We start from the raw sequence: 24,946 nt of genomic DNA, 5'->3' as shown, positions 1-24,946 counted from the left end.
ATGGCCGGTCGATGTGATCCGTCCCGACGCGCCAAGCGCGTCGGCGGTTGACCGCGGGTCCGATACCCGCGGTGTGTTTCGTACTGGGCAGTAGTACCTGCAAGACCCACTGACGAGGAGAGCCATCTCATGGCCACGAAGAAAGTCGCGAAGAAGAAAACCGCCAAGAAGGCGACCAAGAAGGCCGTCCGCAAGGCGGCACCGGCGCGCAAGGCTGCCAAGAAGGTCGCGAAGAAGGTCGCCAAGAAGAAGGTAGCCAAGAAGGTCGCCAAGAAGACCGCGAAGAAGGCCACCAGGAAGGTCGCCAAGAAGGCCACCAAGAAGACCGCCAAGAAGGCAGTGAAGAAGACCGCGAAGAAGGCCGCCAAGAAGACCGCCAAGAAGGCGGTGAAGAAGACGGCGAAGAAGGCCGCCAAGAAGACCGCCAAGAAGGCGGTGAAGAAGACCGCGAAGAAGGCGGCCAAGAAGACGGCGAAGAAGGCCACCAGGAAGACCGCGAAGAAGGCGGCGACCAAGGTTGCCAAGCGCCCGGCCAAGAAGGCGGCGAAGAAGGCACCTGCAAAGAAGGCCGCGAAGAAGGCCAGCACCAAGAAGGCGAAGCCGGCCCGCAAGGCCAAGGCTCCGGTTGTCGCGATCCCCGCGGCGCCCGCGCCCCTGATGTAAGCAATCCGATTGTCGTAAGACGCGACCCCTCTCCCGTAGCCCAGGCGGGGGAGGGGTTTTTCATTTACGGGGTGTGGCGGAGCGCGCTGCGCCGGTGCCGCGCCTTATTCGGGACGGGCGACCGATGCCGCCGCGCCGCCACTGCCGGGACGCACGTCCCCTGTCGCAGCGTGAGGCTGCGCGGGCCTGCCGGTGTCGGTCGCCGCCTGCAGCAGTTCGTCCACCGCCTCGAAGTCGACGTCCAGCCAGCGCTGCGGCGCCAGCCCGATGGCGCTGTCGAGGATCGTCGGCAGCAGCCCCGATGGCACGCTGCTGTCGCTGTTCCACAGCAGCACCACGCCGAGGTCGCGCTCGGGAATCATCGCCATCAGTCCGCGGTAGCCCTGCACGGCGCCACCGTGGAAGACCACGCGATGGCCGGAATAGTCGTAGACCCGCCAGCCGAGCGCGTAGCCGGCTTCGTTCAAGCGCTGGCGCCGCCATGACGAGCTGCGCAGTTCGCCGGGCGTGGACACCAGCGACTGCTGCAGCGTGGCAAGCAGCGGCGCCGGCAGCACGTCGGGGCGCCGCCCGGATTGCGCGAGCAGCCATTGCGCCATGTCGCTGATGCTGGCGTTGACGCCCGCAGCCGGCGCGACGCGATAGTAGGTGGGCTTGGGCGTGAGCGAAGTCCAGCCGCCGCCGGCGCGCACGTGCGGGCGTGCCCAGCGCGGGCTCGCCTGGATGCCTTCGAGGCCGTAGCTGGCATCGTTCATGCCCAACGGCTTGAAGATCCGCCCGGCCACCGCTTCGCTGAAGAACTGGCCGGTGGCACCGAACACCACGTCGCCGACCAGGCTGAAGGCGATGTTCTGGTAGCTGTAACAGTCACCGACGCCGCAGGTCATCGGCGCGCTGGCCAGCTGCTGCACCAGGGTGCGGTAGTCGGCATTGCGCTCGAGGTCGCGGTCGAAGGTGTTGCGGCCGAGGCCGACACGATGGCTCAGCACGTCCGCCACGGTGAGCTGGCTTGCCGCCTGCGGATCGGAGAATCGCAGCGACGGCATGTAGTCGGCCACGTGGCTGTCCCAGCGCAGCGCACCCTCGGCGACCAGCAGCCCGGTGACGGTGCCGGCAAAGGCCTTGGACAGCGAGGCCAGGCGGAACACAGTATGTGCGTCGACCGGTTCGGCGGCGCGCACGTCGGTGATCCCATAGCCGCGCGCGCTCAGCACCTTGCCGTCGTGGACGATCGCCATCGCCAGGCCCGGCACGCGCTGGTTGGCGACGATCGCCTGCGCCATCGCCTCGAATCGGGCGACGTCGAAATCGGTGGCCAGCGGCATCGCCTTGACGCCGGGCGGGAGCAGCGGCGCGACGTTGTTGGCCACCGCGGTCGTGGTGGGTGTGGTGGCGGGCGGCGAGGCCGCGTTCCAGGCCAGTGGTTGTGCGGCCGAACCCACTGCGACCGGGACCAGTGCGGCGAGCAGGCCGGCCCCGGCGATCAGTCGGCGCGGGCTGCGTGCTATGCCTTTCATCGGGCGAATCCCCTGCGTATGCTGCGACGGCAGGCCGATCATATTCGCCTGCTTCCGCGATTGCATGAACAAGGGGAGCTTTGATGTCCAGCTTGCTGATCCTGCTGGTAATTGTCGGCCTGGTCGTGGTCGCGCTGATGTGGGGCGTGGGCATCTACAACGGCCTGATCGCGGCCCGCAACGCCTTCAAGAACGCCTTCGCGCAGATCGATGTCCAGCTGCAGCGCCGCTTCGACCTGATCCCCAACCTGGTGGAGACCGCCAAGGGCTACCTGACGCATGAGCGCGAGACGCTGGAAGCGGTGATCGCGGCGCGTGGCGCGGCAGTGTCGGGGCTCGCGGCGGCCAAGGCCAATCCCGGCGACGCGGCGGCGATGGCCGAGCTGGCGCAGTCGCAGGGCGCGCTGAACGGCGCGCTTGGTCGCCTGCTGATGGTCGCCGAGGCCTACCCGGACCTCAAGGCCAACCAGAACATGATGCAGCTCACCGAAGAGCTGACGTCGACCGAGAACCGCGTCGCCTTCGCGCGCCAGGCCTTCAACGATTCGGTGATGGCCTACAACAACAGGCGCGAGGTGTTCCCGTCCAATATCCTGGCCGGGATGTTCAACTTCCAGCATGCGGCGCTGCTCGAGATCCCGGCCGACAAGGCCGAGGTCCGCGAGGCGCCGAAGGTCCAGTTCTGACGCGGGATGAACTTCTTCGAGCAGCAGGCCCGGGCCAGGCGCACCAGTAGCCGCCTGGTCATCCTGTTCGCGCTGGCAGTGGCCGGCATCGTGCTGGCCGTCGACCTGGCGGTGCTCGTGTTCTTCGGCGCGCACTGGGGCGTGCTGGGGTTCACCACCCTGGCGACGCTGGCGGTGATCGGTCTCGGTTCGCTGTACCGGATGGCGTCGCTGCGCGGCGGGGGAGACGCCGTCGCGCTGCAGTTCGGTGGCGTGCCCGTGCCGGAGGACACCAGCGACCGCAACCTCAGGCGCCTGCGCAACGTGGTCGAGGAGATCGCGATCGCCTCCGGCGTGCCGGTCCCCAAGCTCTACGTGCTCGAGGACGAAACGGCGATCAACGCCTTCGCCGCCGGCTACTCGCCGTCCGACGCCGCGATCGCGGTCACGCGCGGTGCGCTCGACCGCCTCAACCGCGACGAGCTTCAGGGCGTCATCGCGCATGAGTTCAGCCACGTGCTCAACGGCGACATGCGCCTCAGCATCCGCCTGATCGGCGTGCTGTTCGGCATCCTCATGATCAGCCTGATCGGCCGCAAGATCCTGTGGCTCGGTGGCGGCCGCAGCCGCAACGGCGCCGCGATCATGGTCGCCGCGCTGGTGGCGCTGGCGGTCGGCAGCATCGGCCTGCTGTTCGGCCGCATGATCAAGGCCAGCGTCAGCCGCACGCGCGAACGCCTGGCCGATGCCTCGGCGGTGCAGTTCACGCGCCAGACCTCCGGCCTCGCCGGTGCGCTGAAGAAGATCGCCGGGCTGCCGGCCGGCGCGCGCCTCAACGACCGCGCCGACGCCGAGGAGGCCAGCCACATGCTGTTCGGTGACGGCGTGGGGTTGAGCGGACTGTTCGCCACGCATCCGCCGCTGCTCGAGCGGATCCAGGCGCTGGAGCCGTCGTTCCGCGCCGACCAGCTCGAACACCTGCGCGCGCAGTGGATGGTCGCGCCGCCGTCGGGGCTGGAAGAAGACGTGCGGCTGGGCTTCGACAGCCAGGCCGGTGGGCTTCCGGCGCGCGACGCGCGCATCAACATCACCCCGCCCATGGTGGCCGCCCAGGTCGCCAACCCCGAGCCCGGCGACTACCTGCGCGCCGACGCGATCGCGCGCAGCCTGCCGGCGCCGCTGCGCGCGCTGGCGCAGTCGCGCGAAACCGTGGTGCCGCTGCTGATCGGGCTGCTGCTCGATGCCGATGACACGATCCGCGCGCGCCAGGCCACCGAGGCCAGCGCGCGCCTGGGCCACGTCGTGGCCGATGCGGCCATGGCGCTGCAGCGCGGCGAGCTGGCCGGCCTGCACCCGATGTTGCGCCTGCCGCTGGCCGCGATCGCCTTCCCCGTGCTGCGCCGCAGGCCGCGCCCGGAGCTGGAGTCGATCCTCGATACCGTGCACGCCATGGTCCACTGCGATGGACGCGTGTCGCTGTTCGAATACTGCATGGCGCGACTGCTCGAAGTGCAGCTGCGCGAGTCCCTGGATCCGCGCCGCCACGCGCGCTTCGGCCGCCGCAAGCCGGACAGCCTGCGCGAGGAGTTCGCCACCCTGCTCGCGGTGGTCGCGCAGGCCGGCAATCCGGACGATCGCGCCGAGGCCCAGCGCGCCTATCTCGCGGGCCTGCAGCGTGTGCTGCCGCGTGACCACCTGCCGTACGCGCCACCGGCCGATGGCGTGCTGGCCCTGGACGGCGTCTGGCCGGCGCTGGACGGACTGGAGCCGCTTGCCAAGCAGATGATGGTCGAGGCGGTGACCGCGGCGGCCAGCCACGATGGCCGCATCTCGGTGGCCGAGGCGGAGCTGCTGCGCACGATCTGCGCGGTGCTGCACTGCCCGCTGCCACCGATGCTCGAGCACGGCTGAGCGATCCGCCAGATGGCAGCACAACAATGAGCAAGGTGACGGCCGGGGACACCCGGCGGTTTGGGCGTTTCCGCGCTGAGCTGGGAGCATCGCCGCAGCTGTGGTGGGCGATGCTGTATTTCTTCTGCCTGCTCTGCGGCTACTACGTGCTGCGCCCGGTGCGCGACGCCATGGGATCGTCCGCCGATGCGGCGGCGGTGTTCCCGCGCGGACTGATCGCGCTTGGCGAACGGCACGGCTTCGCGGTCGGCGACTTCACCCTGCAGCTGCTGTTCACCGCCACGTTCATCGCGATGGTCCTGCTGCAGCCGCTGTACGGCGCGCTGGTGTCGCGCTTCCCGCGCCGCGTGTTCCTGCCGGCGGTGTACCTGGTCTTCATCGGCTGCCTGCTCGGATTCTGGTGGGCGTTCGACAGCGGCGCCGCCGGTCGTGGCGCGTTGTTCTTCGTCTGGGTGGCGGTGTTCAACCTGTTCGCGGTCACGGTGTTCTGGAGCTTCATGGCCGACGTGTTCGACAACGCACACGCCAAGCAGGTCTACGGCTACATCGGTGCCGGCGGCACGGTGGGCGCGCTGCTCGGTCCGGCGATCACCCGGGTACTGGTGGAGCCGGTGGGCGTGGCCAACCTGCTGCTGGTCTCCGCCGGCTTCCTCTGCGTGTGCCTGCTGTGCATCTACAAGTTGCGGCCGTGGGCGAAGCGGCGCGAGCAGGCGCAGGGCAACGGCGACGGCCGGCCGATGGGCGGGTCCGTGCTCGCCGGCCTGCGCCTGGTCTGGCAGCGTCCGCTGCTGCGCGCGCTGGCCGTGCTGATGTTCTTCGGGGTCGGCGTGGGCACGATCCTCTACAACGAGCAGGCGGCGATCGCGCGCGCCGCGTTCGCGACCGCCGAGGCGCGCACCGCGTACTACTCGATGATCGACGGCGCGATCAACCTGCTGACCATCCTGGTGCAGCTGCTGTTGACCAGGTTCCTGCTGCAGCGCTACGGCATCGCGCCGCTGCTGCTTCTGCCGGCGCTGGCGATCGTGCTGGGTTTCGCGCTGCTGTCGGCGTCGCCGCTGCCGGTGCTGGTGGCGATGGTGCAGATCGTCACCCGGGCGAGCGAGTTCTCGCTCGCCAAGCCGGCGCGGGAGACCGTGTACACGCGCGTCGACCGCGAGGAGCGCTACAAGGCGAAGGCGGTGATCGACACGGCGATCTACCGGGGCGGTGACCTGACCTTCGTCTGGGCGCACAAGGCGCTGTCGGCGCTGGGGTCGCACGTGGTGTTCATGGCCGGCCTGGGCATCGCCCTGGGCATGACCTACGGCGCATGGCGCGTGGTGCGCGCCGAGCGCAGTCTCCCGCAGGACACCCGCGTGGAGCCCGAGCATGGCAAGTCGACGTGAACTGTTGAAGGCGGGCCTGGCCTGTGCCGTAGCCGCCGCATTGCCGGCATGCGCGCGTACCGCGGCCAGGGATGCCGCGCCCGCCCGCGGCACGCCGCTGAAGATCCTGGTGCTGGGTGGGACAGGCTTCCTCGGCCCGCATTTCGTTGCCGCCGCACGTGCGCGCGGCCATGCGCTGACCCTGTTCAATCGCGGCAAGAGCAACCCAGGCCGTTTCGAGGGTGAAGAGTTCGCCGATATCGAACAGCTGCGCGGCGACCGCAAGGTCGATCTGTCGGCGCTTGGCGACACGCGCCGCTGGGACGCAGTACTCGACACCTCGGCCTACATCCCGGGCGACGTCACGCGGTCGGCGCGGCTACTGGCGAAGCGGGTGGACCGCTACCTGGTCGTCTCTTCGATCTCGGTGTACGCGAAGACCGATACGCCGGGGCAGGACGAAGACGCGACGCTGGCGACGCTGGCCGACCCGACCGTGACCGAAGTGACCGGTGAGACCTACGGCGCACTGAAGGCGTTGTGCGAGCGCGCAGCGGAAGCCGAGCTGCCGGGCCGCACGATGGTGGTGCGCCCCGGCCTGATCGTCGGTCCGGGCGACACCACCGATCGTTTCACTTACTGGCCGGCGCGCGCCGATCGCGGCGGCGAAATCCTCGCGCCCGGTTCGACCGACGATCCGACGCAGTTCATCGACGTGCGCGACCTGGCCGATTTCCTGCTGCTGGCGCTCGAGCAGCGCCATACGGGCATCGTCAACGCCGACGCGCCCGCGGGTTCGATCACCATGGGCCGGCTGCTGGCGACCTGCCAGGAGGTGTCGCGTCGCATGAACACCATCCAGTGCGTGCGCGCGCCATGTCCGCAGCCGCCGGGCCACGATTCGACGCTGACCTGGGTGCCGGCCGCATTCCTCGAGGCGCAGGGCGTGTCCGCCTGGCAGGACATGCCGGCGTGGATTCCCGCGGAAGGCGACTACGCCGGTTTCGGACGCATCAGCACGGCGCGCGCGCAGGCGCTGGGCCTGCGCACGCGTCCGCTGGAGGAGACGGTGGCGGCGACGCTGGAGTACTGGCGCTCGCTGCCGGACGAGCGCAAGGCGCAGCCCAAGGCCGGGCTGTCGCCGCAACGCGAGGCCGAGGTACTCCAGGCCTGGCACGCACACCGCTGAGGCGCGCGCTCAGGGATTCGGCGCGCCCATCGGGCGTGGCGAAAGCCACATCGAGATCCGCGCACGGAATACCGGGTCGCCCGCGGCATCGCTGACCACCACGTCCACCGGCAGCGCATAGCCCTGGTCCGCGCCCACCACCGGCTGCGCCGGTGTTGCCACCGCGCGCATCGTGCCCACCGCCTTCTTCAGGTATTCCACCTGCATGCCCTTGGGAATCCAGCGCATCGATGGCGGCAGGCTGGCGTCGGTCACCAGCCCGCCGCTGAGTTCGGCGAGGTTGCAAAGCGCGATCGCGTGCACGGTGCCGATGTGGTTGCTCACGCGCCGGCGGTGGCGCAACGTCGCTTCACAGCGACCGGGCTCGAGGCGTTCCACCAGCGGCGAGATGCTGGCGAAGTAGGGCGCCTTCAGGCACACCAGGCGCGAGAACAGCCAGCGCCCGCCCGGCCAGCGGCTGAAGCGGCGATGCAGCGCGATGAGGCGGTTTTGCATGCGCGTCTCCCGCGCCTGCGACGTTGCGCAGGCGCGACGGGGCTGTTGCTGTGTCAGGCGGCTTCGCGCGATGACGCCGGCTGCGAGGTGTCGCGATAGGTCGCCGCGCGCAGCTCATGGACGTCGAAGTCGTCGACGGTGATCGCGTCGAGCGTCAGCTCGCGCAGTTCCTCCAGCTGGGTGCGCTCTTCGGCGCTGATCCAGCCCTCGCGCACGCCTTCGTCGAGCTGGGACGCGAAGTCCAGCGCCTCGATGCCCTTGTTCTTCAGGGCCTTGAGGAACTTGCGCTCCACCGGTTCGGCCGCGACCGCCGCCGCGAGGCTCGCATTGATGCGGCCCGCTGGGTTGTTCTCGCAGGGCGTGGTGAACACGCCGTGCGCGATGCGGTCGCGCGCCTCGTTGGGCGTCATCAGCAGCGCGGCGACGCGATGGCCGAGGCGGTCCCCGGGCGCTTCGGCGCGACGGCCGAGCGGGAAGATCAGCGCCCACATCAGCCAGCCCACCGGGCGAATCGGGAAGTTGCGCAGCGCGGCCGACAGCGCGGTCTCGATCTGGTGGATGCTGTCGTGGAACGCCCAGGCGAGCAGCGGCTGGTCGGCCACCGGCGCGCCATCGTCGTGGTAGCGCTTGAGCATCGCGCTGGTCATGTACAGGTGGCTGAGCACGTCGCCCAGGCGCCCGGACAGCGACTCCTTGAACTTGAGCTTGCCGCCGAGCATCAGCATCGACACGTCGGCCATCAGCGCGAGGTTGGCTGAGTGGCGATCGAGCTTGCGGAAGAAGCGCCGCGTGTAGTCGTCGCCCGGCGCCTTGCCGAAGCGCGCCGCGGTCACCCCGTACCACAGCGAGCGCACGGCATTGGAGATCGCGAAGCCGACATGGCCGAACAGGCTGCGGTCGAACGCGTCCAGCCCGGCCTGCGCGTCGGGATCCTGCGCCGCCTTCATTTCCTTCATCACCCACGGATGGCAGAGGATCGCGCCCTGGCCGAAGATCAGCAGGCTGCGCGTCATGATGTTGGCGCCTTCCACCGTGATCGCGATCGGCGACGCCTGCCAGGAGCGGCCGGCGAAGTTGCGCGGGCCGAGGATGATGCCCTTGCCGCCGATCACGTCCATGACGTCCTTGGCAACCTGGCGGCCCATTTCGGTGCAGTGGTACTTGGCGATCGCCGACGGCACCGCGGGCACGTCGCCGCGGTCGACTGCCGCCGCCGTCGCCTGCGAGAGCGCGCTGATCGCATAGGCCTTGCCACCGATGCGTGCGAGCGCCTCCTCCACGCCCTCGAAGCGGCCGATGGACAGGCCGAACTGCTTGCGGATGCGCGCATAGGCGCCGGTGGTGATCGCGCCCATCTTGGCGCCGCCACTGGCGGTGGACGGCAGCGTGATCGAGCGGCCGATCGACAGGCACTCGCTGAGCATGCGCCAGCCCTCGCCGAAGCCGTTTTCCTCGCCGATGATCTGGCTGAGCGGCACGAACACGTCCTTGCCGCGGAGCGGTCCGTTCTGGAACGGCGAGTTGAGCGGGAAGTGGCGACGGCCGATCTCCATGCCTTCGACGTCGCGCGGCACCAGCGCCAGGGTGATGCCGATATCGCGGGTGTCGCCGAGCAGCCCGTCCGGGTCGTACATGCGGAACGCCAGGCCGATCAGCGTGGCGACCGGTGCCAGCGTGATGTAGCGCTTGTCGAAGGTGAGCCTGACGCCGAGCACCTGCGCGCCGCCCCAATCGCCCTTGCAGACGATGCCGAAATCGGGAATCGAGGTGGCGTCCGAGCCCGCGAACGGCCCGGTCAGGCCGAAGCACGGGACTTCGGTGCCGTCGGCAAGGCGCGGCAGGTAGTAATCCTTCTGCTGCTCGGTGCCGTAATGCATGAGCAGCTCGCCGGGACCGAGCGAATTGGGCACGCCGACGGTGGAGCTGACCACCGACGAGATCGAGGAGACCTTCTGGATGACCTTGTGGTGGGCGAGCGCCGAGAAGCCGAGGCCGCCGTAGGCCTTGGGAATGATCATGCCGAAGAACCTGTTGGCCTTGATGAACTGCCACAGCTCCGGCGACAGGTCGGCATCGACGTGGGTGATCTGCCAGTCGTTGGTCATCCGGCACAGCTCTTCCACCGGCCCGTCGAGGAACGCCTGCTCCTCGGCGGTCAGCTGCGGCTTCGGCTGCGACAGCAACATGTCCCACGCCGGCTTGCCCGAAAACAGTTCGCCTTCGAACCCGACCGAGCCCGACTCCAGCGCGATGCGCTCGGTCTGCGACAGCGGCGGCAGGATCCTGCGATAGAACTTCAGCGCGGGTGCCGTGATGAACGGCTTGCGGATCTGCGGCACCAGCAGCGGTACCGCGACCAGGGCCAGCAGAAACGCTGCGATCACCGTCGCTGCGGTGCTGGCGCCGAGCAGGGCGCAGGCCACCAGTCCGGCGGCGGTGATCGCCACCCAGGTGGCGAGGCGCAGGCGGTGATAGGCGGCAATGGCGCCGGCCAGAAGCAGGACCAGGAACGGTGCGAGGATACTCATGGCGTGGGCTCCGCGAGCGCGTGGCTCGCCTGGGGTCGGGACGAGGCCAGTGTGTACCGGCCACGACGGCGCCGGAACATTGACCATACTTTGCAGTATGGACACTGCCGCGAGCGCGTGTCAACGCGTCTGCAGATACTGTTCCGCACCCGGGCGTATGGATACACTCGGAGGATGGACAGCCCCCCCGCAAAGACCGAACGCACCCGCCTCAGCGCCGATGACTGGGCGGAAGCCGCGCTCGACATGATCGCCGAGCAGGGAGTGTCCGCCGTGGCGGTCGAGCCGCTGGCGCGCCGCCTGGGCGTTACGAAAGGCAGTTTCTACTGGCATTTCCCGTCCCGCGACGCGTTGCTGCAGGCGGCACTGGAACGCTGGGAGGCGGTCGAACAGGAAGACGTGTTCGGCAAGCTCGAAGCGGTGCCGGACCCCCGCGCACGGCTGCGCGCGCTGTTCCAGCTGGTGGCGCACGAGTTCAAGTCGCACGTGGTCTACAGCGCGCTGCTGAAGTCGCTCGACCATCCCGCGGTGCAGCCGGTGATCAACCGCGTCTCCGCGCGCCGCCTGGAATACCTGACCGCGTCGTTCCGCCAGACTGGGCTCGGCCGCAACGAAGCACGCCATCGCGCACGCCTGACCTATGCGGCCTACGTCGGCTTCCTGCAGCTCAACCTGCAGTTGCAGCAACCGCGCATGCCGCAGGACGAGTTCGAGGACTACGTGGAACACCTTGCCAGGACGCTGGTACCGGGCTGAGGTACGTATTCGCCGCGCGCGCGGTGGACGATGCGGCACTGCGGCACGCGTCACCCGCTTCCGACGGCTAAAATGCGCGGTCTTTCCAGTACTGGCGCAGCCCGGAGTCGCAAGCCAATGAACGCAGTTCCCCAGCAGGCCAAGGCGCCTATCTCAGGTTCCCGTCTGGCCGTGCTGCAGCAGTGGGTCGACGACATGGCCGCACTCACCCGTCCCGACCGCGTGCACTGGTGCGATGGCAGCGAAGCCGAGCGCGACGCGCTGGTGGCCGGAATGCTCGCCGATGGCACCCTGCTGGAACTCGACCAGGACAGCCACCCCGGCTGCGTGCTGCACCGCTCGCACCCGGAAGACGTGGCCCGCGTCGAGCACCTCACGTTCGTCTGCCACCAGGACGAGGCCGATGCGGGCCCGAACAACCACTGGATGGCCCCGGCCGAGGCACATGCCAAGGTCGACGCCCTGTTCGACGGCTGCATGCGCGGGCGCACGATGTACGTGGTGCCGTACTGCATGGGCCCGATCGATTCGCCGCTGGCGCGCTGCGGCGTGGAGCTCACCGACTCGCCGTACGTGGTCGTCAACATGCGGATGATGACGCGCATGGGCGCCGCCGCGCTGGCGCGCATCGAGCGCGAGGGCAGCGAGCGGGCCGCGCGTGGCGAGCAGGGCGAAATCTTCGTGCGCGGCCTGCACTCCACCGGCGAGCTCGACCCGGCGCGCCGCTACATCATGCATTTCCCCGAAGAGCTCGCGATCAAGTCGTACGGCTCCGGCTACGGCGGCAACGCCCTGCTCGGCAAGAAGTGCCACGCGCTGCGCATCGCCTCGCACCAGGCGCGCAACGAAGGCTGGCTTGCGGAACACATGCTGATCGTCGGCATCGAGAATCCCGCGGGCGAAGTGCATTACATCGCCGCCGCGTTCCCCAGCGCCTGCGGCAAGACCAACCTGGCGATGCTGGTCCCGCCCGAGGCCTATCGAGAAAAAGGCTGGAAGGTGTGGACGGTCGGCGACGACATCTGCTGGATGCGGCCTGGCGAGGACGGACGGCTGTGGGCGATCAATCCCGAAGCCGGCTACTTCGGCGTGGCCCCGGGCACGTCGGAAAAGTCGAATCCCAACGCCCTGGCCAGCCTCCAGCACGACACCATTTTCACCAATGTAGCGGTCACCGCTGACAACCAGCCGTGGTGGGAAGGCCTGGACGATCGCGTGCCGGCGCTCGACTGGCAGGGGCGTCCCTACGAGCCCGCGAACGGACCGGCCGCGCACCCGAACTCACGCTTCACGGTAAGCGCGAAGCAGTGCCCGAGCTGGTCGCCGCACGCGGAGGATGCGCAGGGCGTGCCGATCAGTGCCATCGTCTTCGGCGGTCGCCGCGCCTCGCTCGTGCCGCTGGTGTTCGAGGCCCGCGACTGGGCGCATGGCGTGCTGGTCGGTGCATCGATGGGCTCCGAGACCACCGCCGCGGCCACCGGGCAGGTGGGCGTGATGCGCCGCGACCCGATGGCGATGAAGCCCTTCTGCGGCTACAACTTCGCCGACTATTTCGCGCACTGGCTGTCGTTCGACACGCCGGATGCGAAGCTGCCGAAGGTGTTCCACGTCAACTGGTTCCGCAAGGACGCCGATGGCCGCTTCATGTGGCCGGGCTTCGGAGAGAACATGCGGGTCCTGGAGTGGATCGTCGCGCGAGTGGAAGGACGGGCCGATGCGGAAGACACGGCCATCGGTCGCTTGCCGCTGGCGCAGGGCCACGCGTTCGCGGGCGTCGGCGTCGACGCCGACACGATGCATGCGTTGCTCGCGGTCGACCGCGCCGGTTGGCGGGAGGAGATGCGAACGATCGGCGACTTCCTCGCGACGTTCGGCGAGCGCATGCCGCCGCGGCTGACTGCAGCGCACCAGGAAACCGTGTCGAGGCTGGAGCCGGCTGGCCCGCGGGGCGCGCCGGCGCCATGATCGAACCCGCTGCTCCGCAGTCCCGGCCGTCGCCGGACCTGTCGGATGCCCGCTGGTTCCCGGTCGACCTGCACGTGCCCGAGCGCAGCTTCGGGTTCCTCCCGCTGGACGTGGCGTGTCTCGAGGATGCCGTGTTCCTCGACAGTCGCATCCCCGCGCCGCTCGGCGAGGCCATCGCCGTGCGTGCCGACACGTTGCCGCGTCCGGCTGTGGCGCCCGCGCTGGCGTGGTTGTTCCACACGTCGTTCTGTTGTTCGACCCTGCTGGCGAGGGCGCTGCATGTCCCGCCGCATTCGACGTCACTGAAGGAGCCGCTGGTATTGCGTCGCCTCGCGGACGCCCGTCATGCGGGGTGGCCGCTGGACGGCCTGCTCGAGGCATCGGTCGCACTGCTGTCGCGGCCCTGGTTCCCGGGCGCCGCGGTGGTCGTGAAACCGACACACGCCGCACTGAACGTCGCCGAAGACCTCATGGCGAGCGCGCCCGCGAGCCGCGGCATCGTGCTGACGTCGTCGCTCGAGGATTTCGTGGTCTCGAACCTCAAGAAGACCACGGAGACCCGGCTCAAGATCCCGGAGCTCGCGGAACGCGCCCTGCGTGCGGGAGGCCTGGCGTCGCGCCTGCCCGCCGCCGCGCTGCAGCCTCCCGATCTCTCGGCGGCGGCCACGCTGCAATGGGCCGCGCAGCGCGACCTCTGCACCCGGGTCCTCGACACCCGCGGCGAACAGTTGCGGGTGCTGGATGCGTCCGCCTTCCTTGCCGACGTCGCGGGCGTCGCATTGCGCTGCAACGCATGGTTGCGGCTGGGGATACCGCCGGACCTGCTGGCGGGCCGCGTCGAACGCGTCGTGAGCCAGAATGCCAAGGCCGTGGCCCATGGCTACGGGCCGGACCGCCGCCGCCGGGATGCCGCGGCGCTGCGCCAGGCACACGAGCGGGAAGTCGGGCAGGCCTTGGACTGGTTCCAGCGCTTCGTCCGCCCTGCGCTGGCAGACGAAGCGTGGGCACTCGAGGCCCACCATCGCGCAATATAGGCGGTTGATGGCCGCTGCCAGCACGGCATCGCGCCGCCCATGACCACCTGCAGGAGATGCCCTTGATACCCGACCAGCTCTGGTTGCGCGCGGAGGCGGCTGCCGACCGCAAGGAGTTCGCTGCGGCCGAGGCGTTGTACCGCGAGGCGCTCAGTGCGCAGCCCACGCATGCCGCGTCACTGATCGGTCTGTCCACGATGCTGACGCGGCGTCGCGCACACCGGGACGCCCATGCGGCGGCGTTGCGCGCGTTCGATGCCCGGCCCGTGCAGCCGCCGCTGGTCTATGCCGTGGCGCAACGGCTGCGCTACTTCCACGAGTTCCGCCGCTTGACCGAGTGCCTGGCCTGGCCCGAATTCGCCGACGGCGCGCCTGCGGACGTACTGGCGCGCGCGGCCGTCATGCTGAGCTCCATCGGCGCCCACCAGCAGGCAAGCGATCTTGTCGAGCGCGGCCTGGAGCGCACGCCCGACAATGCGGCGCTGCTCCATGTCTGGGGGAACTTCCAGGTTTTTCGCGGTGACCCCGACGCCGCCGAACCGCACTACGAAGCGTCGCTGCGCAAGGATCCGCTGTTGTTCCAGAACGCGCTGATGCTCGCCAACATGCGGACCCAGACGCCAGAGCGCAATCATGTCCCCAGGCTGCGGCAGCAACTCTCCCAGGCGCGGCCGGGCGGCCCAGGCGAGGTCTACCTTGCCTACGCCCTGTTCAAGGAGCTGCACGACCTGAAGGACCATGCGGGCGCCTGGGCCGCGCTGCAGCGGGCCTGCCGAACGAAGCGCGGGCAGGTGAACTACAAACTGGACGACGACTCGCGGCTGGTCGCGAACCTGGAGGGGATCTGCACCCCCGCGTTCCTGGCGGAAACCAGCGCGATCGAGCAGCCTGCCGTGCCGATCTTCATCGTCGGTATGCATCGCTCGGGGACCACCCTGCTGGAACGCATGCTCGCCGGCCACCGCGACGTCGGCGATGCCGGTGAAACGTCCGCGTTCCATGCACAGATGGAACTCGCCACGGATATCGCGTCGCCTGCCGGCCCGAACGCGGACTTCGTGCGGGCCGCCGCAGGCGTCGGGTTCGATGACGTGGCGCGGGGCTATGCCGAGAGCGCGCGCTGGTTGTCGCGCGGGCGCCCATGGTTCACCGAAAAACTGCCGCAGAACTTCTTCAACGTCGGGTTCATCGCGAAGGCACTGCCACAGGCGCGGTTCCTGCATCTGGTCCGCGACCCGGTGGACACCTGCTTCTCCAACCTGCGCACCTTGTTCTCCGGCGCGGCGCTTTACTCGTATGACCAGGCGGAGCTCGCGGGCTTCTACCTGCTGTACCGCCGCATGATGGCCCACTGGCACGCCGTGCTGCCTGGTCGCGTGCTCGATGTGTCATACGACGCCCTCGTCGAGCAGCCGGAGGCGATGGCCAGGCGCGTGGCCGCGCATTGTGGCCTCGCGTTCGAGCCGGCGATGGTCGACATCGAGCGCAGCACCGGCGTGGTGTCCACTCCGAGCGCGAACGTTGCCCGGCAAGGGTTCCGGCGTGACCGTGGCCGGGCATGGACGCCATATGCGCGCGAACTGCAGCCGTTGGTTGACGCACTTGCGGACGGTGGTTGCCAGAGCGCCTGAAGCGGCAGTCCCGACGACGATCCACAAAAAACTACGGCCCCGTGAGGGGCCGTAGTCGATTTCAAACCAGCGGTGAAACGATCAGAAGCGCTGGTTGTACTGCAGGTAGAAGAACCGGCCGCCGATCTCGTACTGCGGATCGAAGCTGTTGGCGAAGGCCGTGTAGGCCAGCGGCGGGGTCTTGTCGGCCAGGTTGTTCACGCCCAGGGTGATCTTGGCGTTCCACGGAGCGTTCCAGTAGACGGTCGCATCATGATAGATGCGGCTGCCGATCTGGTTCTGCGAGCCCGCCTGGTTGATGCCGTCGACGTCGGTGATGGCGTCATTGCAGAGCTCGCCAAAGCCGTAGTCGTTGTAATAGAACGGGCAATCCTCTTCCTGGCGCGAGTAGTAGCGCGTGAACAGCGTCGCGCCCATGTCGCCCATTTCCCAGCGCGTCATGAGGTTGCTGCGGATGCGCCAGTTGTTGTCGCGGTCGAAGTATTCGCCCACCACGCTGCCGCCGTCATCCTGGTCGATGTCGCCGTCGGCATCGTTGTCCGTCTTGAAGCTGGACATGTACGTGGTGTCCCACGTGAACGAGAACTTGCCCCATGCGGTTTCCGGCATGCGGTAGTTCAGCGTGAGGTCCCAGCCCTCGACTTCGGCGGCGCCGACGTTCAGGCCGCCCGACAGCAGCGTGTCGATGTTGCCGCCAGCAGAGCGGGTGTAGTTGCAGAACGCGCTGATGCCTTCCTCGATGCACTGGTCGAGGATGAACTGGCCGCTGAACGACGTGATGGTGTTCTCGAGATCGATCTTCCACCAGTCGAGCGACACGTCGAAGCCTTCGATCATGCCCGGGTTCCACACCATGCCCAGGGTCTTGGTGACCGAGGTCTCCGGCATCAGCTCGGTGTTGCCACCCACGCTGATGCGGATCTGCGTGTTGCCCTGGTCATAACCACCCACCGGGACGCCCTGCGCATGGCAGCGCGCCTGCTGTTCGGGGGTCAGCTGGTTGTACACGCCGCCGAACGTGGTCGAGCAGGGGTCCGAGATGCTCGGGAACGAATCCGAGACGCCCTGGAACAGCTCGGCGATGGACGGACCGCGGAAGCCCTGGGCCCAGTTGCCGCGGACCAGCAGGTCTTCGATCGGCTGCCACTTGAAGCCGAAGCTCGAGTTGACCGTGTCACCGAAGTTGCTGTAATCCGACACGCGCGAGGCGAGGTTGAATTCCAGCAGGTCGGCGAACGGCAGGTCGGACAGCACCGGGATCGCGAGCTCGACGTAGGCCTCGTCGACCTTGTAGGCACCATTGGTGGCGGTACGCGCGTTGCCCGTGGTGTTGCCGGAGTTGATCAGCGCGTCCGGCTGGTCGAAGCCAGACTCTTCGCGGTGCTCGAGGCCCGCAGCGATCGCGACGGTGCCGCCCTGCAGGTCGAACAGCTCCATCGAGCCGTTGACGTAGTACTGCTTCATCTTGTAGCCGAACTCGTCATGCGCGACGAAGCTCGAGAACGCGAGCATCTCCGGCGTGATCGAACCCTGCGCACCGAGGAGGTTCATCGGCACGCAACCGGCGATGACCGCGCCACCCGGGGCGGTCACGCAGACCGGAATGCCGTTGCGGAGTTCGGACGGGCCGAGCGCCTGGCGAAGAGCCGGGATGTTGAACAGACCATTGGTGGTGTCGTTCTGGTCGTTGCGGGCGTAGTTGAAGCCGGCATCCCAGGTGATGAACTTGCCCCAACGCTCCAGGCTGCCTTCCAGGCCGCCGTTGAAGCCGAAGGTGTCGACGTTCTGGGCGAACGAGCGGCCACCGGTCTCGTTGGCGCGACGCTGGATGCGGCTCACCGGCTCGCCGAACGGGTTGTACAGGCTGAACTCGCTGATGCTGACGGTACGCGCCTGCACGCCGGCGCCAGGGCCGGTGCCGAGGACGATCGGCATCGCGGCGAGCAGCTGCTCGGAGCGACGGTTGTTGTAGGTCGCGGTGACGAACGCCGACGTGTTGTCGGTGAGCGCCAGGCTGGCGCGACCGAAGATCGACTTGCGCTCCTGCGGCGTGACCAGGTAGTTCAGCGGGGCGAAGTTGTAGGCATCGGTACCGGCGTAGTTGCGCCAGTTGGTGCCGGACTGGCCGGGGTCGTAGGTGAACTGGCCACCGGTGCCGTTCGGACGCGTTTCCGTGACCGAGCACGCGCCGCTGATCGGGTTGATCACGCCGGTACAGATCGCGAAACGGCCGTTCGGGGTGGTCGAGCTGCCGAGCAGGTTGCCGGTCTTGTAGTAGGGCTCGGCGGATTCGGGGCGGTCGCCCGCCATCACGGGCTCTTCCTTGACGTAGCCGACGCCGAACATCGCGGTGAAGCGATCATCCGAGGTGCCGATGGTCAGGTCGTACGACTCGCGGAAGCCGTCGCCCTTGTCGTAGCCACCGAGGAACGCATTGCCTTCGGCACCCTGGAAATCGGTGCGCAGGATCAGGTTGACCACGCCGGCGATCGCGTCGGAGCCGTAGATCGACGACGCGCCGGCCTTCAGGACTTCGATGCGCTCGACCGCGGCGGTCGGAATGGTGTTGAGGTCGACCGCGCCACCCAGGCCGGTGCCGCCAACCCAGCGACGGCCGTTGACCAGCACCAGGGTGCGGGCCGAGCCGAGGTTGCGCAGGCTGACGCGGGTCTCGCCGTTGCCGCCGTTGTTGAACGTGCTGTTGAGCGCCGAGCCGTTGGCGGACAGGTTCTGGATCACGTCGCCGACCGAGGTCAGGCCCTGGGCCTGGATCTCTTCGCGGCTGAGGGTGAAGACCGGCTGCGAGGTCTCGACTTCGGTGCGCTTGATGCGCGAGCCGGTCACTTCGATGCGGTCAAGCGTGGTGGTCTGGTCGGTGGCGTCCTGGGCATATGCGATGCCAGTGCCCGCGAGGGCCGTGGCGCCCGTTGCGATCGCGAAAGTAATCGCGTCGCGGAGCCTTGTGGTCTTAAGGGTCATCTCTCTCTCTCCAAGTGAGTCTTGGGTAAATCCCATGGGAACCCCACCGGTGACGTCAAGGAGACGCCAATGCCAGCAAGGCCGGGACCGATAGTAGTCCCGACGGAGAGAAAATTAAAGTGTTGTTAAAAGCCGAGTGCTTCGTTGCAGGAAGCGTAATGAAATCAGGCGCTTAGAGATCCTGCTCGTAACGCACATAGGGCACTGTGCCCTCGTCTTCACGCCCGTCGATGGTCGGGGTAAAGGGATTCTTGCCGCGGGTCACGAGGTTGTCCGCGCCCACGGTGAGCTGGCCGCTCCACGGCGTGCGCCAGGTGAGGCCGAGGCCGAGGCCTTCCCACTTCGGCTGGCCGGGCGTGTCGACCACGTGACCGACGATGTTGGCTCCGAAGCGGCCGAAACCGCCGCCGATGCTCAGGGTTCGCGACGTCCACTGGTCCGACAGGCCGAGGCTCGTGGCTTCGGCGGGAGTCATCAGGGTGGCCTTTGCCATGGTGCCGGCAATCGACACCACGCCCTCGCGGCCGATGTTGCGCTGTGCAAACACCGTCAGGTCGTTGACATCGATCTTGCTGGCGCCGACGCGGGTTCCGGGGCTGAGCCAGCCGGGCAGGGTGCCGGTGCCAGTGCTCGCGGTCAGGCCGACCCGGCTGTTGCCGGCATTGAACGCGGCGGTTCCACTGGCGCGACGGCTTTCACCGTCGCCAAAGCTGGCCAGCATGCAATTGTTGGCCAGGTTGCCGAGCGCGCTTGCCAGGCCGGTTTCGCGGTCGCAGAACACGCCCAGCGAGTTCCCGGCTTCGATGCCGAACGCGGCGTCCAGCGTGCTGTCGCCGAAGCGCAGCCGTGATCCCGCGTCGTTGTTGGTGGGCTCGAGCAGCAACACCGCCTCGACCTTGCCGCTGGACTGGTTCCAGACCGGAAGCACCGCCTGGTCGCGCTTGGACGACTGGGCATGCGCGCCAGCCGCCACGCCGAAGGCGAGCAGCAGGGACAGCGACAGTTGTGCAATGCGCAGCTTCATGGCCCGCTTTCGACCCCTAATTCCGGGCGGAAGTTCCCTGCCCGTTCAAGCCGGACTCTAGTGGATTTATGTTTCCTTAACAATCCCCTGAATACCGCGCCACGTCTCATTGCAGACGGGGCGGGGCATCCATTGGGCGCCTGTCTTCCGTGAAGATCGCGTGTATTCCGGCCGTGTCGAACGTATAGGCCTGGCCACAGAACTCGCAACGCACCGAGGCGACGCCATCGGCCAACGCGGCTTCGGCTTCGACCCGCCCGAGGGAGGCGAGCATGGCCTCCACCCGCCCGCGCGAGCATGAGCAGGCGAACTCCAACGGCCTGCCACCCACGATCTGCGGATCTTCCTCGTGGAACAGGCGGTGCAGGAGCTCGGCGACGCCGGTCTCGAGGAGTTCCCCGGCGCGCAGGGTGGCGAAAAGTGCGCTGGCCCGGTCCCAGCCGTCGACGTCGGCGACGCTGTCGCCCGGCAGCTTCTGCAGCATGAGTCCCACGGCGGCGTCACTGTCGGCGGCCAGCAGGAGACGCGTCGGCAACTGCTCGGACTGCACGAAGTACGCCTCGAAGGCGGCCGAGAGATCGGGCGCATCCAGAGACACCAGGCTCTGGTAGCGCACCGGCTCGCGGTCGCCGATACCCGGGTTCTCGATGGTGATCGCCAGGAGCGCGTCCTCGCCGATGGCATGCAGGCCGGCGATGTCACCCGCGCCGTCAGCCACGCGGGCGATCCCGCGCAGCGTGCCGGCGGCAGTGCACTCGGCGAACAGCGTGCGCAGCCCGGCGGTGCCGCGCAGCTGCACGGAAAGCCGCCCGTCGACCTTGGTGTGCCCGGTGAACAGCGCCGAGGCCGCGGCGGATTCGCCCAGCATGGCGCGCACCATCGGTGGGTAGTCGTCGCTCGAGGCGATCGCCTGCCAGGTGGCATCGAGATGCACGTGTACGCCGCGCACGCCGGCGCGCGGCAGGAGGAAGCGGGTGAGATGGTCGCGGTCTGGATGGGTCATGGGGGTTCCGGTGCATTGCCGGGCGTGGTCGGGGGCGGATAATCGCCGGTTCCGGCCCGCTGCGGGAGACCGGGGGAGATGGGGATGATCGCTTCGCGTGACAAGGACAGGCTGTCACCGCCACCGACGCAGCCGGCGCGGCGCCGCAGCCGCTGGCACTGGCTGTGGAAGTTGCCGCTCCTGCTGGTCGTGCTCAGCGTCGTGCAGGTGCTGGCGCTGCGCTTCGTCGATCCGCCGTTCACGGCGTTCATGGCGATCCGCCAGTTCGACGCGTTGCGCGCGGGCGACACCGGCTTCCGCATCGCCTACGACTGGCGCGACCTCGAGCAGCTCGCGCCGACGCTGCCGCTGGCGCTGGTCGCCGCCGAGGACCAGAACTTCCTCGCCCACCGCGGCTTCGACCTCAAGGCCATCGAGCAGGCGCGCGCGCACAACGCCCGCGGCGGGCGCACGCGCGGTGCCAGCACCATCAGCCAGCAGCTGGCCAAGAACCTGTTCCTGTGGAGCGGGCGCAGTTGGGTGCGCAAGGGCGCCGAGGCCTGGTACACGCTGCTGATCGAAGCCCTCTGGCCCAAGCGCCGGATCATCGAGGTGTACGCCAACGTCGCCGAGTTCGGCGACGGCATCTACGGCGCGCAGGCGGCGGCGCGCAGCTACTGGGGCAAGGATGCGGCTCGCCTCGGGCCGTCCGAGAGCGCGCGGCTGGCGGCCGTGCTGCCCAGCCCGAAGCGCTACAGCGCGCACCGGCCGGGACCCTACGTGCAGCGTCGCGCACGCTGGATCGAACGCAACATGCGCAACCTCGATGGCCCGGCGTGGCGCGAGGCGCTGAAGTAGGCCCGCGCGTTACGATGCCGCCATGGAACCCGATCGCCTGACCGTGGTGGTGGCCGCCTTCAACGAGGCGGAGCCGCTGCCTGTGCTGCACCGCCGCCTGGCCGTGGTGCTGGACGCGCTGCCCGCGACCAGCGGCGTCGAGGGTCGCGTGCTGTATGTCGACGACGGCAGCAGCGACGGCACCTGGCAGGTGATGCAGGCGCTGGCGGCCGCCGATGCGCGGGTGTCGCTGCTGCGCCTGTCGCGCAATTTCGGCAAGGAGGCGGCGTTGACCGCGGGCCTGGACCGGGTGACGCAGGGTGCCGCGCTCATCCTCGACGCCGATGGCCAGGATCCGCCTGAGCTGATCCCCGAGTTCGTCGCGCGCTGGCGCGAGGGCTACGACGATGTCCACGGCACGCGCCTGGCGCGCGAGGGCGAAGGCTGGATCAAGCGCGGGTCGGCGCATGCGTTCTATCGCGTGATGCAGCACCTGTCGAAGACGCCGGTGCCGGCCGACACCGGCGACTTCCGCCTGCTGTCGCCGCGGGCGCTCGCTGCCCTGCGTGAACTGCGCGAGCGCCACCGCTTCATGAAGGGCCTGTTCGGCTGGATCGGCTTCAACCGCATCAGCGTGCCGTACCTGCGCGACGCGCGGCTGTCGGGCAAGAGCAAGTTCAACCTGTGGCAGCTTTGGAACTTCGCGCTGGAGGGCATCACCAGCTTCTCCACCGCGCCGTTGCGGTTGGCGACCTACCTTGGCGTGGCCACCGCGCTGGTCGCCTTTTCCTATGGCCTGTGGATCATCATCAAGGCGTTGTTGTGGAGTGACCCGGTCGCAGGCTGGCCGACGATGATGGCGATCATCCTGTTCCTGGGTGGGGTGCAGCTGGTGGCGCTGGGGCTGATCGGTGAATACCTGGGCCGGCTTTACGAAGAGTCCAAGCAGCGTCCGCTGTACCTGGTCGACGCCTGGCATCCGGCGGGCGGGGTATGCTCGGGCGTGCCATCCAACATCGAGGGAAGCCGCCATGCGCACGGTGAGGCATCTGCTGGAGTCCAAGGCACCTGAAGTCCACGCCATCGGCCCGGACGCGCCGGTGATCGATGCGATCCGCCTGATGTCGGAAAAGAGCATCGGCGCGCTGCTGGTGCTCGGCAACGGTGGCAGGCTGGTCGGGATCCTCTCGGAGCGCGACTACGCACGCAAGGTGGTGCTGGCCGGGCGCTCGTCGAAGGACACGCCTGTGCGCGACATCATGACCGCCGACGTGGTGACCGTCGGCCTCGGAGACGACGCCTCGGCGTGCATGCGCATGGTCACCGAGCGCCGCATCCGCCACCTTCCGGTGGTCGATGGCGACGCGGTGCTGGGCGTGGTGTCGATCGGCGACCTGGTGAAGGCGGTGATCGAGGAACAACAGGAAGAACTCGACCAGTTGCAGCGCTACATCACGTCCTGACGGCTACTTCGCGTAGTCGCCGCCGCAGCCGCTGTCCTCGCCGCCGCCGAGTTCCAGCGTCGCCAGCAGTGCCGCCGGCGGCGCGATGCTGCCGAGCGCCAGGGCGATGGCACCGCGCAGCCCGAGCCGGCCCATGTCGGGGCGGAATCGGGGGTCGCGGAACGTGCCGTCGAGCACCAGCGGCGAGCGCAGCGACAGGATGCTGCGATCCTTGGGCCGTGGCTTCAGCAGCAGGTCCAGGCGCTCATCGCCGAGGTCGATGGTGCCTTCGCCGATGATGATCGTGTCGCTGGTGTCGAACGCCAGCGCGCGCGACGTCATCAATCCGTCCTTGACGCCGAAGTCACCGAACGCGCAGCGGATGGCGACCTTGCGGTCCTTGCCGATCAGGAACTTCAGCGCCTCGTAGATGTCGATGCCCGCCAGTTCCATCAGCAGGTTGCTTATCTGGCCGCGGCCCATGCCGAGTGCGATGTCGCCGTCGGCGGAGCCGAGCATCTTCGCGATGGAATTGCCGTTGCCGGCGATGTTGATGTTGCCGCCGACGCGACCCACGGCGTCGCGGGTAAGTGCGACCTTTGGGAACAGCTTCGCCAGGTCCAGGCGCCGCGCCTGGATGTCCGCGTCGGTGCGGATGACATCCTTGCGCGCGTCCATGCGGATCGTCGAGCGGATGGTGCCGTCGGCCACGCCGAAATCGAGCGGGTCCAGTCGCAGCAGGCCCGCCTGCAGCTTGATGTGCGCGTCCATGTCATCGAGCGGCCAGCCCGGTGCCTCGATGTGCGCGGCCTTCCAGCGCACGTCGGCGTCCATCGCCCGCAACTTGTGCAGTTCGTAGGGAGTGTCCGGCAGCAGGCGCCCGCTCGCCGCCTGCCTTGCGGCCTGCGCCTTGAGCTCGGGGTTGCTGGTCTCGTCGCCGCCGGACTGCGGTGCAGCGCCGACAAAGCCCGCGAGGTCATCGAAATCCAGGCGCGCGGAATGCAGGTTGCCGCGCAGCATGAGCCGCTCTCCGCCGGTCGTGACGCTGGCCGAGCCGGCCAGGTCGCTGTCGCCGACCTTGCCGGTGAAATCGTCGTAGTTCCAGGTGGCGCCATCGCGGGTGAAGCGGCCGTCGAGCGAATACGGCGCGGTGGGCGGCAGGGCCACGCCGATCAGCGGATAGAGGTCGTCCAGGTTGCGACCGGACAGCGCCATGCGCAGGTCGAAGTCGGCCAGCCGGATGGGGTCGGTCACCGTGCCGCGTGCGTGGGCACGGGTGGGGCCCGCCGAGGCGCGCAGGTCGATGGCGTAGGGGCGCTCGCTCGCCTGCAAGGCCAGCGGCGACGCCGCAGCACCCGACAGGGTGAATGCTTCGCCGCGCCAGTGGCCGCTGCCCTTGACGGTGATCGGCGGTGCGGTGGTGGTGTCCTTGGGCTCGCGGCTGGCCACCGCCAGATCGATGTCGGTGCCCCCGGCGGCATCGATGAAGCGCAGGCGGCCGTCATCCACCCACAGGCGCTCGAACACCGGGCCTGGGCCGTCGCCATCCATGCCGGGGAACACCCAGTTGCCGCCCGCGTCGCCCTTCTCCAGCAGCAGGTCGGGCCGCGAAAGGCGCAGTTCGGGAATGCGCGCCTGGCGCCCGGGCAGCAGCGTGAACGGGCGCACGTGCAGTTCAAGCTGGTCGGCGCTGGCCATCATCGGTTCGTCCGACCAGTCGGCGTTGCCAAGCCGCAGCTTGCCGGCGCGGACCACGGTGATGCGGCCGAGATCGACATCGAGGTCGCCACCGATGTCGAAGCTGCGACCGGTCTTCGCGGAGACGATCCGCTCCACCGGTCCCTTGAACCAGTTCCAGTCCCAGAGCAGCACCAGGATCACGATCGCCACCGCAAGTACGGTGGCAGCGCTCCTCCACGGGTGCGCGATGACCGCGTCGAGCGCACGCGGCCGTGGCGCCC

Annotated in this window: 19 protein-coding genes; 12 read left to right on the top strand and 7 right to left on the bottom strand. The window is 68.6% G+C overall.

The genetic code is table 11. The features are described 5' to 3' along the window. The first annotated feature begins 129 nt into the window (after positions 1–129). Positions 130–663, top strand: coding sequence for a hypothetical protein (locus JHB91_RS07280; protein WP_199374995.1), 534 nt, complete (start codon positions 130–132; stop codon positions 661–663). Between the two features lie 104 nt (positions 664–767). Here the strand turns inward: JHB91_RS07280 and JHB91_RS07275 are convergent, their stop codons facing one another. After that, positions 768–2,180, bottom strand: coding sequence for a serine hydrolase domain-containing protein (locus JHB91_RS07275; protein WP_199374996.1), 1,413 nt, complete (start codon positions 2,178–2,180; stop codon positions 768–770). Positions 2,181–2,263: 83 nt separating this feature from the next. On the opposite strand from JHB91_RS07275, the gene JHB91_RS07270 reads away from it, so the two are divergent. Genes JHB91_RS07270 through JHB91_RS07255 form a run of 4 tightly spaced genes read left to right on the top strand, consistent with a single transcriptional unit; the run spans position 2,264 to position 7,312 of the window. Further along, positions 2,264–2,866 (top strand): LemA family protein, encoded by a 603-nt coding sequence (locus tag JHB91_RS07270; RefSeq protein ID WP_199374997.1) that lies wholly within the window; start codon positions 2,264–2,266, stop codon positions 2,864–2,866. Between the two features lie 6 nt (positions 2,867–2,872). Continuing rightward, on the top strand, positions 2,873–4,756 hold the full coding sequence (locus JHB91_RS07265) for a M48 family metalloprotease (RefSeq protein WP_199472251.1): 1,884 nt from the start codon (positions 2,873–2,875) through the stop codon (positions 4,754–4,756). A 26-nt stretch (positions 4,757–4,782) separates the two neighbouring features. Further along, positions 4,783–6,144 (top strand): MFS transporter, encoded by a 1,362-nt coding sequence (locus JHB91_RS07260; protein ID WP_199374999.1) that lies wholly within the window; start codon positions 4,783–4,785, stop codon positions 6,142–6,144. Continuing rightward, a complete protein-coding gene (locus JHB91_RS07255; RefSeq protein ID WP_199472250.1) occupies positions 6,128–7,312 on the top strand; it encodes an NAD-dependent epimerase/dehydratase family protein in 1,185 nt (394 codons plus the stop codon). Before JHB91_RS07260 ends, JHB91_RS07255 begins: the two co-directional genes overlap by 17 nt. Positions 7,313–7,321: 9 nt before the next feature. Here JHB91_RS07255 and JHB91_RS07250 read toward each other — a convergent pair whose 3' ends face one another. Then, on the bottom strand, positions 7,322–7,807 hold the full coding sequence (locus JHB91_RS07250; protein WP_199472249.1) for a hotdog fold domain-containing protein: 486 nt from the start codon (positions 7,805–7,807) through the stop codon (positions 7,322–7,324). Positions 7,808–7,860: 53 nt separating this feature from the next. Then, positions 7,861–10,335 carry an acyl-CoA dehydrogenase gene (locus JHB91_RS07245; protein ID WP_199472248.1) on the bottom strand — a complete coding sequence of 825 codons (2,475 nt, stop codon included), beginning with the start codon at positions 10,333–10,335 and terminating at the stop codon, positions 7,861–7,863. Between the two features lie 174 nt (positions 10,336–10,509). Between JHB91_RS07245 and JHB91_RS07240 the strand changes: the two genes are divergently transcribed. The 4 genes from JHB91_RS07240 to JHB91_RS07225 all read left to right on the top strand — a co-directional run bounded on the left by JHB91_RS07240 (position 10,510) and on the right by JHB91_RS07225 (position 15,721). Beyond that, positions 10,510–11,091, top strand: a complete 582-nt coding sequence (locus JHB91_RS07240) for a TetR/AcrR family transcriptional regulator (protein WP_199375003.1) — start codon at positions 10,510–10,512, stop codon at positions 11,089–11,091. Between the two features lie 117 nt (positions 11,092–11,208). After that, the gene (locus JHB91_RS07235) at positions 11,209–13,056 is read left to right on the top strand and encodes a phosphoenolpyruvate carboxykinase (GTP) (protein WP_199472247.1); all 1,848 of its coding nucleotides are present in this window, start codon (positions 11,209–11,211) and stop codon (positions 13,054–13,056) included. Continuing rightward, positions 13,053–14,090, top strand: coding sequence for a hypothetical protein (locus JHB91_RS07230; RefSeq protein ID WP_199472246.1), 1,038 nt, complete (start codon positions 13,053–13,055; stop codon positions 14,088–14,090). The genes JHB91_RS07235 and JHB91_RS07230 overlap by 4 nt, the downstream gene beginning before the upstream one ends. A 62-nt stretch (positions 14,091–14,152) precedes the next feature. Then, positions 14,153–15,721, top strand: a complete 1,569-nt coding sequence (locus tag JHB91_RS07225; protein WP_199472245.1) for a sulfotransferase — start codon at positions 14,153–14,155, stop codon at positions 15,719–15,721. 81 nt (positions 15,722–15,802) lie between these two features. On the opposite strand, the gene JHB91_RS07220 is transcribed toward JHB91_RS07225, so the two are convergent. The 3 genes from JHB91_RS07220 to JHB91_RS07210 all read right to left on the bottom strand — a co-directional run bounded on the left by JHB91_RS07220 (position 15,803) and on the right by JHB91_RS07210 (position 20,727). Next, positions 15,803–18,700, bottom strand: a complete 2,898-nt coding sequence (locus JHB91_RS07220; protein WP_199375007.1) for a TonB-dependent receptor — start codon at positions 18,698–18,700, stop codon at positions 15,803–15,805. 172 nt (positions 18,701–18,872) lie between these two features. Further along, entirely contained in the window at positions 18,873–19,688 is an 816-nt protein-coding gene (locus JHB91_RS07215; protein ID WP_199472687.1) for a hypothetical protein, read from the bottom strand. A gap of 142 nt (positions 19,689–19,830) precedes the next feature. Continuing rightward, complete coding sequence (locus tag JHB91_RS07210) at positions 19,831–20,727, bottom strand: Hsp33 family molecular chaperone HslO (protein WP_199472244.1); 897 nt, start codon at positions 20,725–20,727, stop codon at positions 19,831–19,833. A gap of 84 nt (positions 20,728–20,811) precedes the next feature. Between JHB91_RS07210 and mtgA the strand changes: the two genes are divergently transcribed. From mtgA to JHB91_RS07195, 3 genes are read left to right on the top strand one after another with little or no spacing between them, the layout of a single operon-like run. Further along, positions 20,812–21,564 (top strand): monofunctional biosynthetic peptidoglycan transglycosylase, encoded by a 753-nt coding sequence (gene mtgA / locus JHB91_RS07205; RefSeq protein WP_199472243.1) that lies wholly within the window; start codon positions 20,812–20,814, stop codon positions 21,562–21,564. Between the two features lie 22 nt (positions 21,565–21,586). Next, on the top strand, positions 21,587–22,615 hold the full coding sequence (locus JHB91_RS07200; protein ID WP_199375010.1) for a glycosyltransferase family 2 protein: 1,029 nt from the start codon (positions 21,587–21,589) through the stop codon (positions 22,613–22,615). Further along, positions 22,575–23,006, top strand: a complete 432-nt coding sequence (locus tag JHB91_RS07195; protein WP_199375011.1) for a CBS domain-containing protein — start codon at positions 22,575–22,577, stop codon at positions 23,004–23,006. The genes JHB91_RS07200 and JHB91_RS07195 overlap by 41 nt, the downstream gene beginning before the upstream one ends. Before the next feature lie 3 nt (positions 23,007–23,009). Here the strand turns inward: JHB91_RS07195 and JHB91_RS07190 are convergent, their stop codons facing one another. Next, positions 23,010–24,875, bottom strand: a complete 1,866-nt coding sequence (locus JHB91_RS07190) for an AsmA family protein (protein WP_343225068.1) — start codon at positions 24,873–24,875, stop codon at positions 23,010–23,012. Positions 24,876–24,946: the final 71 nt, after the last annotated feature.

The sequence above is a fragment of the Luteimonas sp. MC1828 genome (assembly GCF_016461615.1).
Taxonomy (GTDB): domain Bacteria; phylum Pseudomonadota; class Gammaproteobacteria; order Xanthomonadales; family Xanthomonadaceae; genus Luteimonas.
The sequence above is the reverse complement of the archived record's forward strand: the minus strand, read 5'-3'. Positions and strand labels throughout refer to the sequence as shown.